This window comes from Chryseobacterium gallinarum (assembly GCF_001021975.1).
In the GTDB taxonomy this organism is placed as follows: domain Bacteria; phylum Bacteroidota; class Bacteroidia; order Flavobacteriales; family Weeksellaceae; genus Chryseobacterium; species Chryseobacterium gallinarum.
In genome coordinates, this window is record NZ_CP009928.1 from 3,887,938 (window position 1) to 3,903,313 (window position 15,376).

11 protein-coding genes are annotated in these 15,376 nt (G+C 39.3%); 6 read left to right on the forward strand and 5 right to left on the reverse strand.

Annotation, left to right across the window (positions count from 1 at the left end; translation table 11 throughout):
• Nucleotides 1-8: 8 nt before the first annotated feature.
• The 4 genes from OK18_RS17250 to OK18_RS17265 form a co-directional block, all read right to left on the reverse strand.
• On the reverse strand, nt 9-2,432 hold the full coding sequence (locus tag OK18_RS17250; RefSeq protein WP_053328812.1) for a GNAT family N-acetyltransferase: 2,424 nt from the start codon (nt 2,430-2,432) through the stop codon (nt 9-11).
• Nucleotides 2,410-3,927: a pyridoxal phosphate-dependent decarboxylase family protein gene (locus tag OK18_RS17255; RefSeq protein WP_053328813.1), complete on the reverse strand. Its 1,518-nt coding sequence runs from the start codon at nt 3,925-3,927 to the stop codon at nt 2,410-2,412. Before OK18_RS17255 ends, OK18_RS17250 begins: the two co-directional genes overlap by 23 nt.
• A 118-nt stretch (nt 3,928-4,045) precedes the next feature.
• Nucleotides 4,046-6,277, reverse strand: a complete 2,232-nt coding sequence (locus OK18_RS17260) for a TonB-dependent receptor (RefSeq protein WP_053328814.1) — start codon at nt 6,275-6,277, stop codon at nt 4,046-4,048.
• Nucleotides 6,278-6,569: 292 nt separating this feature from the next.
• A complete protein-coding gene (locus tag OK18_RS17265) occupies nt 6,570-8,057 on the reverse strand; it encodes an aminotransferase-like domain-containing protein (protein ID WP_053328815.1) in 1,488 nt (495 codons plus the stop codon).
• Nucleotides 8,058-8,122: 65 nt separating this feature from the next.
• Here OK18_RS17265 and OK18_RS17270 point away from each other — a divergent pair, with 65 nt between their 5' ends.
• The 5 genes from OK18_RS17270 to bioA all read left to right on the forward strand — a co-directional run bounded on the left by OK18_RS17270 (nt 8,123) and on the right by bioA (nt 12,928).
• A complete protein-coding gene (locus tag OK18_RS17270) occupies nt 8,123-8,746 on the forward strand; it encodes a hypothetical protein (protein WP_053328816.1) in 624 nt (207 codons plus the stop codon).
• On the forward strand, nt 8,739-9,839 hold the full coding sequence (locus tag OK18_RS17275; RefSeq protein WP_053328817.1) for an aminotransferase class I/II-fold pyridoxal phosphate-dependent enzyme: 1,101 nt from the start codon (nt 8,739-8,741) through the stop codon (nt 9,837-9,839). Before OK18_RS17270 ends, OK18_RS17275 begins: the two co-directional genes overlap by 8 nt.
• Nucleotides 9,840-9,931: 92 nt before the next feature.
• Entirely contained in the window at nt 9,932-10,543 is a 612-nt protein-coding gene (bioD, locus tag OK18_RS17280) for a dethiobiotin synthase (protein ID WP_050021047.1), read from the forward strand.
• A 2-nt stretch (nt 10,544-10,545) separates the two neighbouring features.
• Entirely contained in the window at nt 10,546-11,529 is a 984-nt protein-coding gene (gene bioB / locus OK18_RS17285; protein WP_053329414.1) for a biotin synthase BioB, read from the forward strand.
• 106 nt (nt 11,530-11,635) lie between these two features.
• Complete coding sequence (gene bioA / locus OK18_RS17290) at nt 11,636-12,928, forward strand: adenosylmethionine--8-amino-7-oxononanoate transaminase (protein ID WP_053328818.1); 1,293 nt, start codon at nt 11,636-11,638, stop codon at nt 12,926-12,928.
• 95 nt (nt 12,929-13,023) lie between these two features.
• Here bioA and OK18_RS17295 read toward each other — a convergent pair whose 3' ends face one another.
• On the reverse strand, nt 13,024-14,229 hold the full coding sequence (locus tag OK18_RS17295) for a CynX/NimT family MFS transporter (protein WP_228377642.1): 1,206 nt from the start codon (nt 14,227-14,229) through the stop codon (nt 13,024-13,026).
• A gap of 70 nt (nt 14,230-14,299) precedes the next feature.
• Here OK18_RS17295 and OK18_RS17300 point away from each other — a divergent pair, with 70 nt between their 5' ends.
• Nucleotides 14,300-15,082 carry a helix-turn-helix domain-containing protein gene (locus OK18_RS17300; RefSeq protein WP_050021044.1) on the forward strand — a complete coding sequence of 261 codons (783 nt, stop codon included), beginning with the start codon at nt 14,300-14,302 and terminating at the stop codon, nt 15,080-15,082.
• The last annotated feature ends 294 nt before the right edge of the window (nt 15,083-15,376 follow it).

Sequence of the window (15,376 nt, forward strand, 5' to 3'; positions counted from 1 at the left end):
GTATAGTTTTAAGCATTATTCGTCTCCAGCCTGCTTTCCGGACATTTCTCCCAATAATTCTCACGGGTACAGAAAGTAAGGTAAGCTGTTTTATGAGGCATTGTGATCACTCCTTCTCTTGTATATCCTAACCGGGTAATCAGCCTGTCGGTAGGAACAGCCTCTATTGATGCTTCTCCAATACATTTCCCAACTTCCGGAAGGGAAAATATATAATCCAAGGCAACCTGGAAAGACTGGAAAGAAAACTTCTTATCCTTGCGTGTTTCTGCTACAAAAAAATGAGTTCCATAGTCCGTAGGAAGTGAGTCGTAATAAGCACCAACAATATCCCTCATTGGCCAGTACGGTTCAAAGCTGAATTGTGCCACTCCATTCACTTCTCCTATAAAGCTGTGCTGCTCATCACTTGGAAGGATAGTTCTGAACCAAAGCTCAAGGTCACGTTTAGGTCCATCCATTTTCCAGAAAGGTTTGGCATGTTCCCTGTTGAACCATTCGTGAACCATTTCAAAATCCCGGTCAAAGTCGAAAGGTCTTATACTTATGTCTATGTTTTCTTCCTCAAAACGACGGGAATATACTGTTCCTGTAGTTTGAGGCTTTATAAGCCTGTGGCTGTAAAAGTACTTGTTAAGAGGATTGGGTGTATCCAGGAAAACGGCAGGATATTCCATTGATTCATCGGCTTCATTAATATTTTGTAAACTGGTGATCAGATTTCCTTTTGTATACCAGTTTCTTGTATTGATGATATAGTTTACCAAGCCGGTTTCATCTTCATTTTCAAGTTCTTTAAATGCTTTGTAAATAAGGTTGATCAGCTTGTTTTCATCCGCTAACCTGTTGCATCCTAAAGCATTAACAACTCCGAGAATGTTGTTGGTTACCAGATAATACGTGTATTTTGGAGCTAAGGATTCCTCATCTATAATAGACTGACTCTCATCTGCAATTCCCGGAAGAGCCTGAGAAACCATTTCTTTTCTCCCTTCCCTGAAAAAGAATCCCTGATTATCCCTGAAGTAAATCTTGGCCGGGAAACCTTTTTTATCCAGCTCTACCATAACATTTTGCTGATGGAATTCACAGGCAAGCCCATAGGTATTCAGAATTCTGACAATGGGTCTTACACAGAGATGCAGATATTGCCTGAACCATTCCAATGCAATTTTTTCTATTGGCTGATTTAGCTTTTCCGCTGTATTGGTTATAATATTCTGAAGTCTGGAAGGTTTCCCAAGAATTCCATCCTGACATAAAGCTGCCAGAAGGGTTACGTTTTTATTCTTATTTTCTCCCTGGAAAAGATTTCTTCTGATACTGATGTTGAATCCGTTAATTATTTTCCCGTTGAATGTAACGGCCATAAAAGCAGGATCTACCATAAAATCTATTTCAGGAAAATCTCTCTGAAGATTTTTCCCCCATTCGGTTTTCAACAGCATGCTGATGTCATGACCACGGTGAAGTTCCGGGTACAGATTAATTCTTTCTGAATTGGTAATCTTTACATGCAACGAAAATTTAAACATCCATTTATAATCCTCATTGTAAACTGTTCTTACTGAAGAAGTAGGAGTGAAGAAGTCTCCATAATGGCCTAGTGCAAAAAGGAGTCCCTGCTCCTGTATAATCTGCACGTTTTCCTGTGCCAACAGATAATCTGCCTCCCATGGGTGCATTGGAAGGATATGGTACTCCGGATGCTGATCCCAAAGTTTTTTATGCTCAGGGTTCAGAAGTGGATAGACTTTTTCCGCCAACTCTTTACTTACCCATTCTCCGTCCGCATTTTTTTCGATCATGTTTTCAGGATGTACCAGGAAATAAAATAGCTGAAATCTTCCGGAGGTTTCCGGAGAATATTTTAATAAATCTTCACCCGTAAATCCTTGCTTGGATTTCGGTACGGGATGAAGGATATGCCCCAAAATAAGAGATTGTTCCGCTTCAATGAAAGACATTTCAAGATCATTAACCGGCTTTTTACTATGAATGGAGTGGTACAGGTATTCTGAAAGGTTTTCAATGCTGTTGTTAAGCCTTTCCAATATGGTTGAAACCTCAATGCCAGGATAAATTCCTTTTGCATATTCAGCAGTTAAGGCCATGAAGCCGTAAACATCCAGTTCTGAAACTTCATCTGTAGCCAGAACCCTCATTAATACAGGAAAATCAAAAAGATGTCTTCCACTTTCAGAAAAGTAAGTCACAGGAACATACACATCACATCCTATGGAGGAAAAATCTATTCTGATATGAAGATCAGTGGGTGTTTTTTGGAGATAGGCGGCTATTCCCTGGTCGTATTTGGGGATACCAAGATAGCGGCTCCAATTGGTAAATTCTTTCATATAGCAGTTGATAAGGGCAGTATAGTTTATCCTTTCTGCATAGTCAGGGATATTAGTTGATTGCAATGTATTCATTTCCGTATTTTTTAATGATGATAAGTATAGATTTAATGTCTTCAATGGTGGTTAAAGGATTCAGGATGGTAAACTTCAGATAAAACTGTCCGTTTACTTTGGTTCCTGCTGTAAGGGCATTCCCTTGTTTATAAAGCTGTGATTTGATATAAGTATTGATCCTGTTCAGGTCAAATGTTTTAAAAGGATCTGCCGAATACCGGAATACTAATGCTGAAATATCCGAATGGTTTAATAATTCGAAATGCGGATCCTGTTCCAGAACTTCTGCAGCTTCAGCGGAGACCCGGATAATTCTGTCAATGTAATTTCCTAATCCTTCCTTTCCGATGATCCTGAGGGTAAACCAAAGCTTCAGGGCATCAAAGCGCCTGGTTGTCTGTATTGATTTATTGACCTGGTTGGGAATTTCATCTTCATCATGATCTTTGGGATTTAAATAATCGGCATAATGGGTGATCAGCCTGAAATAATTTTTATCCTTAACCATAAATCCGCTGCTGCTTACGGGCTGGAAGAAAGCTTTGTGATAGTCTACCGTCACAGAATCTGCATCCTCAATACCATTGATTAGATGGCGATATTTTTTTGTTAAAAGCAGGGCACATCCATAGGCTGCATCCACATGGAACCATAAGCTGTATTTTTTTGCAATTCCCGAAATATTAATCAATGGATCAATATTTCCAAAATCAGTAGTTCCTGCGGTCGCTACAACAGCAATAGGAATATTTCCGTTCTCAATTTCCCTTTTGACAGCATCTTCCAGCAATATACTGTTCATTCTGAAAGAACGGTCTGTTCTGATCTTAACAATTGCCTGCTCTCCAAGTCCTAAAATAGATGCACTTTTCTGAATGCTGAAATGGGCCGCTTCGGAAACAAATATTCTGAAACGGTGAGCTTCTTCAGGCAGGCCGTCCTTCTTGATGTTATGATTCAGAAAGGTCATCGAAAAATGATCCCTCGCCAAAAGCATTCCCATCAGGTTACTTTGGGAGCCGCCACTGGTAAAAATTCCATCCGATGATTCACCGAAACCTATTTCTTTACAGGTCCATTCAATGAGTTTTTGTTCCATCAGCGTTCCCCCGGCACTCTGATCCCATGTATCCAGGGAAGAATTAACAGAGCTGATCATCGCTTCTGCTGCAACGGCAGGAATAACCACCGGACAGTTGAGATGAGCAACATATTTGGGATGATGGAAAGCTATGGCATGCTTGGTATAAAGGTTGTTTACTTCTTCGAAAAGCGCTTCGTAACTTACGGGAGGAGCATTGAGATCAACAGATTCAAACTGTTTTCTCAGCTCTTCAGGTGAAACTCCACTGAAAGGCTGGCGACTATTCTCCAAAAATGCAATAACACTTTGTTGTGTCCTGTACATTGCATTTTGGTATTCGTGAATATTGATATCACAGAATAAATGTTCCAGATTTGGGAAAAGACTATCCTTTTCCGAAGCAATCTGCCTGGTAATGACCGTATTCATAATATATTGAATTTGTGTTCTTTTTACTCTCTTATATTATCGCTTTAATGAAGAGATGAATAATAGTTTCTGGTAAATACCCGTTAATTTTAGGGTAATTAAATTGAATTCACACCTGTTAATAGGTTATCGTGTAGCCGACGGAAAATGTAGTTCCCCGGCCCTGATAAGCAAATGCTTTTTGAGGAGCTCCGTAGAAAAAAACGGAACGTTGCCCCCAAATGGAAGTATATTGCTTATTAAAAATATTCTGGATTCCGAAATTAAGGGTCCCTTTATTCAGCTTGATGTCACCTACAAAATCGAATAAGGTGTATCCGTTAATTTTCATATCAGCCAGATCCGTATAGTTCATAGAATTCTGCATCTGTAATCTCAATGAGAACTTTTTAGCATTCCAGCCTGTAAAAATCATAAATTTTGACGGATTGGTAGTATAAACCGACTGATTTTGCCACCCCTTATCTACGGTTTGAGTTTCGGATGCCATGAGCAAAATATTTCCTCCTAACTCCAGACCTTCAATAAACCGGTAGCCTAAAGCTCCTTCAAAACCATAATTTCTAAGTTTCTGATCGAGCAGGGAAACGGTAAAAGCAGCATTGTCGATTTTCAAAGTCTTGCTGGAAAGTGCGTAGAAAAATGATCCCTGGGCATACCAACCGCTTTCTGAAGTCCTGTTATGTCTGAAGCCCAATTCGATCTGATCCGTTTTAATACCACTTAGAGGCTGCTCGGCAATGTTTATACTGTTCAGGAGGTTCCAATGGTTGTTCACCAGTTCATATTTTCCGAAACCATAGGATTTTGCTGCATCAGGTACCGCAAACCCCTGGGAAAAACTGAACCATGTCTGCCATGATGGAGTTATTTTGTACAATAAACTTCCGTTAAGCAATGTCACCTCATAATTATTTTTCCCTCCTTTTACCACATCGGCTGAGTTACCATAGCCGAAATGCATATAAACCTGTTCTTTAAATCCTACAAAATCTTCCAGTTTTACATTGATGAACTGTTGTCTGATGCCGCCGGAAAGGATGAGTTCTTTCGTAATGTTCCAGTCTGCCTGGATAAAGCCTGCCAGTGTAAATATTTTTGTATCGGGGTATCTTCCTACAAAAGCGTCCGCTTTATTGATCAGGCCTCCGGATTCGCTGCTTATTTTAGGATTGAAGATCGCCTGATCTCCGTTGAATTTCTCATAATCAATGTCTGTTCCGTAGGTAAAATTAAAAGCATTCCACTTTTTGGATAGTACGGCTTTCGCTCCATATACATCTGTATTTCCTCTCCCTGAGGATAGAAAAACAGGGAGAATCACTCCTGCCGGAGGTTTGGGGATTTCTGCAAAAGAAGCACCGAAATCTGCCTCTTCTCTTCTTCCATAGGCCTGAAGAAGCAAATGATGTCCTCCTAAAATATTTCTGAGGTTGTATTGCAGGTTGGCCATAAAGCGCTCTGTCCGGGGTACCACATCCGATTCAGCTCTTCCTGCTACATTGATTAGATCAGGATTCTTTGTGGTAAATCCTGCAAAATTTTGTCCGAAGGAAAGCCATTTTTTGTTTCTGACCTTTGAATTATAGTATTGAAGATCCAGACTGATATCCTGATCAGGACTGAGCCTTGCGCTGAGTCCTCCTAAGATGTCAATAGAACGGTTATATTGAAAATCGGCCTGCTTCACATCGGTAATAATCTGGTCTCCATTGGCATCAAAAGCCCCTTCATTTTGGGTGAATGCAGCTCCGAGCCTGAACTTTACCACGTCATTTCCCCCTTCCACAGATTGGGCGATCCTTTTATCCAGGTCGTCTTTGTGAAATCCTGTTTTAAGGCCTGCAGAAGTTTCGAAAGCCAGGGTCTTGGATGCTGGTTTTTTGGTGATGATATTAATAATACCTCCTGTTGCATCTCCTCCGTAAATGGCAGATGCTCCGGATAAAACTTCAATTCTTTCAATGTTAAAAGGATCAATGGCATCAAATTGTCTGCTTGCAGCCCTTGTACTGTTTAATGAGACCCCGTTGAGCATTACCAGAACATTTCTTCCCCTCATATTCTGGGCATAATTGGTTCTTCCCTGATTTCCGAAATCAAAACCCGGAATCATATTCCCTAATACTTCTTTCAATCCGGTGCCACCTCTTATTTGGCTCTGAAGTTCTTTTTCCCCGATAACCCAGACTGTACCAGGAATTTCACTGATCTGTTTGGGAGAACGGGAAGATACAAGAACAACTTCATTGATATCTTTTGTAGTAATACTGTCCTGCTTGTTTTGAGCAGAAGTATGTGCAGACAAGGCAGCCAATAGAAAGACTGAAAGTACATATTCTCGTTTCATTTATTTAGAACAATTAAAAATAATGAAGTAAATATAAAATAATATTGTTCAAAAAATCAAAATGATATTTGTCACATATTTCAAAACAAAGTGAGTGCGGTCAGAAAAAGAAGCTAAAAAAGAATCTCCTGTTTTTAAAAAAGTGGAGTACCGCTCATTTCTTTTCAGTCTCAAAATGAGACATAAAAAGCCGGCTATAAAGATAAAATTAACAAAAAAATAATACGAGTAGCTATGAAAAAAGGAAAAAAATAGTTCAATTTATTGCTGAAAAAATCCCCAAAATGATGAGTTAGATCAACAATTTTAAATTTTTCGAAAAAATATCAATACTTTTCTCCATCTCTCGGAAGTCGAGATCACCAAATCCTATTCTCATGGCGGTAAGTCCTTTGTTTTGGTAGAGAAGGGTTTTAGGAATAAAAAGATTATCCCGGGAACAATTTCTGCTAAGCTGCATCAGATTTACAGGAACGTTCCATTCCATCCAGATTGCGAGTCCTCCTGAAGGTTTTTCAAAAGTAATAAGGTCACTTAGCGTTTCATGAAGTAATAAAGCCAGATAATCACGCCTTTCCCGGTACACTTTTAGAGACTTTTTCAGGTAACGGTTAATTTCTCCTTCTTCAATCATTTCCCCCAATGCCCTTTCCATCAGGATATCTCCTTGCCGGTCAATAATCCCAAGGTATTTCCGCATTTCCGCCATAATATTCTCCGGAGCTACAATAAAGCCTGTCCTGAATCCTGGAGCAAGCGATTTTCCGAAAGAGCCGATATAGATTACCATTCCGTTAGTATCAGCACTGGCCAGGGGAAGAATAGGGCTTTTATCATAATGGAATTCATAGTCATAGTCATCTTCAAGAATAACGAACCCGTACTCATTGGCTAATTCCAGGAGCTCAAACCTTCTCTGGGCACTTAATGCTACGGTGGTGGGATAATGATGGTGCGGAGTCAGGTACAGCATTCTTATTCTGTGCTTCTGGCAGGCTTCTCTTACACTTTCTACGATAATTCCATCTTTATCAATGGAGATAGGCATCATACGGACCCCGGCTTTCATGAAGATCATATTGACTGAAAAATAGCTTAAAGCTCCCACCAGAACAATATCTCCCGGAGAAAGAAGTATTTCGGAAACAATATAAATACTCATTTCCGTACTCCGGGTAATCAGAAGATTGTTTTTGGATATAGGAAGCCCGCGGGAAAGATTCAGATAACGGGACAGATGTTCCTTAAAAAACTCACTTCCGTCATGATTATAATGTCCCAATGCTTTTTGATTGGATTTCCGTTTGAGAATTGAACTGTAAAATCTCGAATGCTGGTCGATCTGTGTCAACCTGATATCCGGAATCCCGTCATTAAATACATATTCACAGTCTGAATGTTCAAAAGGGTTATCCAGAATATTTGATGTTTTAAAAGAAAAACCGGTAATTTTAGGATATTGCTGAAGATTATTCTCTTCAAAATCTTTTACTTTTACAGGAATATCCTGATCTTTCCCGATGACAAAAGTACCTTTATTGGGGAAACTTTGTGTCCAGCCCTGTGCTGACAATTCATCATATACGGCAACTGCAGTATTGCGGTGTACATCCAGTATTTCACTAAAGGTTCTTGTGCCCGGAAGCTTTGTTCCTAAAGGAAGGTATCCTCGCTGGATGGCATTCACCAGCTGATTGGCGATCTGTAAATAAATTGATGTTTCAGATTTTCTGTCAATTTTGATAAAACTTTCATAAGGAATCTTAACCGGACTATCCATAATATTAAAACTGGCACCATATAACCATCCGGCAATATACTACATTTGACATCAAAATAAAAATTATGGAATTTCATCATCTGCTGCTAAAAATTGTGCAGGATAACAGTACTCATGCCAAATGGCTGAATACTTTATCTTTTATGGAAAATGCCGGAGCAAGAAAAATATCAAAATGCGAACATTCGGTTTCTGTAACATTGATTCAGCTGAAGCATGCTGCTGAAGAACATCGTCATGCCTATTACCTGAAAAAACAGATCGCCAAGATACATCCGGAACTCTGCAAAACTTATAAAAGTGAAGAGCTTATGGCTCCCATTGCAACCAGGCAGTATCTGCATTCTTTGGATACTAAAGCCTGCAGGTATCTCCGTACTGTCTTTCAGCTGAATCAGGAAGAACTGAAATATGCAGCGTATCTGTTTGTAACCTATGCTATTGAAGTCCGTGCTGATGAATTGTATCCCGTCTATCAGGATATTCTTACCAAAGAGGCTTCAAAGATTATGGTAAAATCAATTATTCTGGAAGAAGAAGGTCATCTTGAGGAAATGATCAACCAGCTGAACGAGTTTTCCGGTGACTGGCAACAGCATGCAGAAAATATATTGAAAATAGAAAAAGCCTTATACAATCAATGGATTGATGCCATAACTGAAGAAGTATCACAATTGGATTATGCTTAAGAATTTTCAGGAGATCCTCGGGAAAAGAATGCAGGAGGGAACATTCAGAAGCTTAAAAACACGATCCGAAGGAGTGGATTTTTATTCAAATGACTATCTGGGGTTTGCAAGAAATAAAGAATTACAGGATATTCTTTTGAAGGAAGTTATGAAACATCCTCACTTCCTGTCCGGCAGTTCTGGTTCAAGATTGATTAGCGGGAATACAGATACCGTTACTGTTATAGAAAATGATATTGCTCAGAAGCACCGGTTTTCATCAGCCTTACTTTTTCCGTCAGGGTACAATGCCAATCTTGCCTTGTTTTCAACATTGCCAGACCGACATGATGTTATTCTGGTAGATGAACAAATTCATCGTTCCGTACATGACGGATGTATATTGTCAAATGCCCGAAAATTAAAATGGAAACATAATGATCTGAAGGATCTTGAAAATTTGTTGAAAAAACAGACTTCTCATTGCTATATTGCTATTGAAAGCCTTTATTCGATGGAAGGGGATTTTGCTCCTATCCAGGAAATTGCAGCACTTGCTGAACAATATGAGGCTGATTTAATCGTGGACGAAGCCCATGCATTGGGAGTATTGGGATATGGATTGGTGGATAAGCATCAATTACAAAACCAGGTTTTAGCAGCAGTTATGACGTATGGAAAAGCCCTGGGAGCTCATGGTGCAGCCATTCTTTGCAATGATACCGTGAAATCCTACCTTATCAATTTTGCTTCTCCATTTATTTATACTACTTCAGCGCAGGATTTTCAATGGATGGCTATCAAAGCAGGATATGAGTTTTTAGATCATAACAAAGAGCTTTCAAAAAAACTTCAGGAGAATATTAAGGTTTTCAGAGATCAGAATTTACGGTCACCTTCTTCAGAAATCAGTCCGGTTCAGGCCATTCTAATGGAAGATAATGAGCAGCTGAAAGCTCTTCAGGCCCACCTGTATGACCATGGATTTTTAACATCGGCCATTTATAGTCCTACAGTAAAAAAAGGAACCGAGAGACTTAGGATATGTCTTCATAGCTTCAACACAGAAGATGAAATCGTAAAACTTACGGCCTTAATTAAAGAATTTATTTAAAACAAAAAGTAAAAAGATGCAAGAGCTAAAAATGGAGAAATGACCATTCGCTTTTGCCGCTCGAAAACTTGCTTTTTACAGTCACAACTCATATGAAAATATTTATAACAGGAATTGGGACAGAAATAGGAAAAACCGTTTGTTCGGCTATTTTAGTCCAGCATTTTAAAGCAGATTACTGGAAGCCGGTACAGTCCGGAGACCTCCATAATACAGACAGCAATAAAATTAAAAACTGGACAGATTCTCCTTTCTGCCATCCGGAAACATACCGTCTTCAGCTGGCGGCATCACCCCATCAGTCTGCACGTGAAGAAAATGTACACATTAAACTGGATGATTTCCGGCTTCCCGATACAGAAAATATATTGATTGTAGAAGGAGCAGGAGGATTGATGGTTCCGCTTTCAGACAACAGGTTTATGATTGATCTTGTAGAAACCCTGAACCTGCCGGCAGCACTGGTAATCAGAAACTACCTGGGATGCATCAACCACAGCTTGTTATCAATCATGGCTTTACAGCAAAGAAATATACCGCTGGAATATCTGATCCTGAATGGTGAATTCCCTGAAGATACTGAAAGAGTGATTTGCAGCTTCATTGAAAAGGATACAAAAATCATCAGAATTCCTGAAATCGGGCAGCCAGACAGGCAAACCATTACAACCGCTGCCAAAGCATTAACAATAACAAATTTATGATTATGGATACGAAAACAAAAACCAGACACGACTGGACAAAAGAAGAAATTGAGGAAATTTATCATTTACCCCTTATGGAGCTGATTTATAAAGCAGCTACCGTACATCGCGAATGGCACAATCCTTCCGAAGTACAGATCTCTACTTTATTGTCAATTAAAACAGGAGGCTGCCCGGAAGACTGCTCTTATTGCGGACAGGCTGCCCGTTATCATACCAACATTAAAGTACAGGCTTTATTGCCTACAGAGACTGTTATCGCCCATGCCCGAAAGGCAAAAGAAAGTGGATCATCCCGTTTCTGTATGGCGGCAGCGTGGCGTGAAGTACGTAATAACAGGGATTTCGACAGGGTGATTGATATGGTGAAAGGAGTCAATGAATTAGGCCTTGAAGTGTGCTGTACCCTGGGAATGCTTACTGAGGAACAGGCCGTTCGATTACAGGAAGCAGGTTTATATGCTTACAACCATAATCTCGATACTTCCGAGCAATACTATGAAGAAATCATTTCTACCAGGACATTCGACAATAGAATCAATACCATCAATAATGTAAGGAAGGCGGGAATTACAGTATGTTCCGGAGGGATTATCGGATTAGGCGAAACACATAGAGACAGAATTTCAATGTTGCTGACCCTGGCTACTATGCCTAAACACCCGGAATCTGTTCCGATCAATGCATTGGCAAGGGTAGAAGGAACTCCACTTGAAAATAAAGAAAAAGTAGATACCTGGGAAATGGTAAGGATGATTGCTACTGCAAGAATTGTAATGCCGTCTTCAATGGTAAGGTTAAGTGCCGGACGTATAGAAATGACCGAAACAGAGCAGGCATGGTGTTTTATGGCCGGAGCTAATTCTATTTTTACGGGAGAAAGAGAAACTTTGCTCGTTACACCTAATCCGGGGGTATCAGAAGACATGCAGATGCTGGAAACCCTTGGCCTTAAGCCGATGCTAAAAAAAGAAACCTGTTGCTAGAATAGAGTATAATAATACCTTATGAATTAAAGGTATTCTAACCGTATTATCAACCTGATAGCTGATTGATAAATATCGGTTATCCATATATTTTTTAATCAAATACATGAATACAATAACACAAACCGGTCTTCAACAAAGGGACAGGGCAGTCAACTGGCATCCCTATACCCAAATGAAAACTGCTGACGATATTATTCCTGTTGTAAAGGGGGAAGGAGCTTATCTGTATGATATTGAAGGGAAAAGATACCTGGATGTGGTTTCTTCCTGGTGGGTTACTTTACACGGACATGCTCATCCTTATATTGCGCAAAAGGTGTTTGAACAGCTTACTACTTTGGAGCAGGTAATATTTGCAGGATTTACCCATGAGCCGGCCATACAGCTTTCTGAGAACTTACTGAAACTGCTTCCTGATAACCAGGGAAAAGTGTTTTATTCTGACAATGGCTCTACCGCAGTAGAAGTTGCTTTAAAGATGTGTATTCAGTACACCTACAATCAGGGGAAGAAAAAGAATAAAATCCTGGCTTTTAAGAATGCCTATCATGGTGATACCTTTGGGGCGATGTCTGTAAGCGGGAAAAGCTATTGGACCCGGCCCTTTGAAAATATGCTGTTTGAAGTCGTTTTTATAGATACACCTCATGCCGGGAATCTGGAAGATTTAAAACGACAGATTGAAAATATAGCTGATGAAGTGGCCTGTTTTATTTATGAACCACTAGTCCAGGGAGCGGCCGGAATGCTGATGCATCAGGCCCGGGATTTGGATGAATTGATGAAATATTGCAGGGCTCAAGGCATTTTGATGATTCAGGATGAAGTTTTTACGGGTTTCGGAAGGACGGGGAAACTTTTCGCTGCCCGTTATCTTTCAGAGCAGCCTGATATCATGTGTTTTTCAAAAGGACTAACAGGAGGTACCATGCCTATGGGAATCACTACCTGTTCCGAACAGGTTTATGAGGCTTTCTGGTCGGATGACCGGCATAAAACACTATTCCACGGCCATTCTTTTACAGCCAACCCGCTGGCCTGTGCGGCTGCTTTGGCCAGTATGGAACTATTACTTAAAGAAGAAACCCAGATGAATATCAAACAAATCACCCGACAGCATTCCGTTTTTGTAAAAACGCTGGAATTGCATCCGAAAGTTGAAAATGCCCGCCATATCGGAACTATTTTAGCATTTGATTTTAAAACAGGATATGGCACCTCCTATTTTAATGAGGTAGGAAAAAAGCTTTATAACGAGTTTTTACAGAGAGGTATGATCATGCGTCCACTGGGAAACGTGATTTACCTGGTACCTCCTTATTGTATTACTTCTGAAGAGCTGGACTACGTTTACCGGAATATCACAGAAGTCCTTGATCAGTTTAAGGATCAATAGCCACAGGAAAGCCCGAGTCATTTGACTTTCCGGGTATAAAAAAAGGAAACATTTCATTAAGAAAGGTTTCCTTTTTATTAAAAATCCCATAGAAGTTAGTCTTCCACATATTTATTTCTCGCTGCTTTCATGCCAAAGTAAAGCATAAACAGTACAGCAATACTCAGAAAATAGAATGACATATTCCATGAGCTATCCCAATCGTGAAGCTTTCCAAAAACAGGCGGGCCAAAGGCTGCTATCAGATATCCTACTGATTGAGCCATACCGGATATTTTTACAGCATTGATACTGCTCTTCGTTCTTGCAGAAAAGAACAGGATTGATAAACTGAAGGATAAACCATTGGAAATACCGATGATGACAGCATTTACATAAATCCATTGGGATTTAAACCCTGCAAACATCATGGTACTTCCAAACATTAATGCACAGATAAACAAAATCAGTATTCGCTGGTCCTTCATTTTGCTGGCAATAATCGGACTGCAAAATGTGACCGGAATCATCGTAATCTGGATCACGAATAAAACCCATCCGGTACTTTCCTCCTGCATATTATAATTCGTAAGAAATGAAGGAAGCCAGGCTACCATACAATAATAAAATAAAGATTGCAGTCCCATGAAAATGCTGATATTCCATGCCTGTGGAGATCTGAAAATATTGAAACCGGAAGTGCTTAGTGCTGTGCCGGAATTTACAGGATTCTTTTTATTAATGATAAGTTCCAGGAGTAAAACCAAAAAGCCCAGTCCTGCAATGATAAGCCATATTCCTAAAGAACCACGCCATCCGAATCCTGTCCATTCACCGATTTTTACACTGAATCCTGAAGCCAGAGCTGCAGTAAGGTTCATTGAAACTGCAAAAATGCCTGTCATTAAACCGATTTGCTTCGGAAAGTTATTCTTAACATAACCCGGAGTCACCACATTTCCTATACAAATTCCCAATCCAATCAGTATGGATCCTGAGAACAAAGCCCAAAGCGAGCCTGTAATACGGAGAAACAACCCAACGCCTAAAATAATTAATGAATATACCAGTAGTCTGCTGATGCCCAATGTATTGGAAAATCTACTGACCAGCACTGAACAGGCAGCAAACATAAAAAGTGGAATAGATGTCAGAAGGCTGACCTGAAAGTTATCAAGCTTCAGGGCTTCCCTTATCTCCCCAAGTACAGGTGCAACAGCAACAATAGGGGACCTGAGATTACTCGAAACCAGGATAACCACCAATATATTGATCACTAATAAAACATAAGAAGCATTCTTTTTTATTCCATTCTTCATCATAATAAAACTTTTGTGCAAAATTAGCATAGGAATTTTGTTTAATTTTGCCAAAATTTTAACCTGAAACGACATGGAGCCCCATAATACTATTGATATAGATAAGCTCAACAAACCTTATTTTGTCTGGTTTGAAGAAAACTGGACTCATGATGATGTTCTTCATCAGCATAATAAAGGACAACTCGTATACGTAGAAAGTGGTTTTCAATATATCACCATTGAAGAAAGGATTTATCTTTTACCTCAGAACCATGCCGTCTGGATTCCTCCCAATACCATCCACAAAACCAATTCACATTCTGAAAGGATAAAACTCATGATCATGTTTGCAGAGGTGGATCAAAAAAAATCATTTTATCGCGAGGTCAATGTATTTTCCGTTCCTCCTGTATTAAGAGAAATGATAAAATATGCGGAGAAATGGTCTAAACTGTTGGACACGAGAACTGATGAAACTTTATTTTTACAGGCACTTTTTAATGAGCTTCCTCATTTTGTAGAGCAGTCCCTGAAACTTCATATCTGCCTTCCCAGAGATAAGCGTTTAGCCAAAGTTATTGAATATCTGCATGATCATTACCGGGAAGAATTTAAAATAAATGAGCTCAGCGATATCGCAATGCTGTCTTCCCGTACGTTGGAACGCATTTTTAAAAAAGAAACGGGATTAACTTTAAGTAAGTACCAGCAGATGCTTAAGATCATTAAAAGCCTGGAATTGCTAAGCTCAGACTATATGACGATCTCGGAAACAGCTTATGAAGTGGGGTATAAGAGTGTTCAGGCGTATACCAGAAGTTTCCAGACAGTTTTACAATTCCGTCCGTCCGATTTTATCAAAAATATAAAATGAAGAAAATCAAATGTAAAAGTGATTTATTTAAACTTTATATTGAAAATATTCACCTGCACCAGAGAAGTTAAAGTCTGATTAGTCATATTTAATTCACATTTTTCGTGTTTTTCCACTTCAATAGGGAATAATTATTTATAGAGATATTAAAGATAAAAAGGCCTCCATGTATGGAGACCTTAAAAAAACACAAATGATGAAAAAAAATTATTTCGATTCACAAATATAAGCAAAAAAAATATTATGCAAAGCATTATATGGGTATTTTTTTTAAATATTATTTATTTTAAGTAA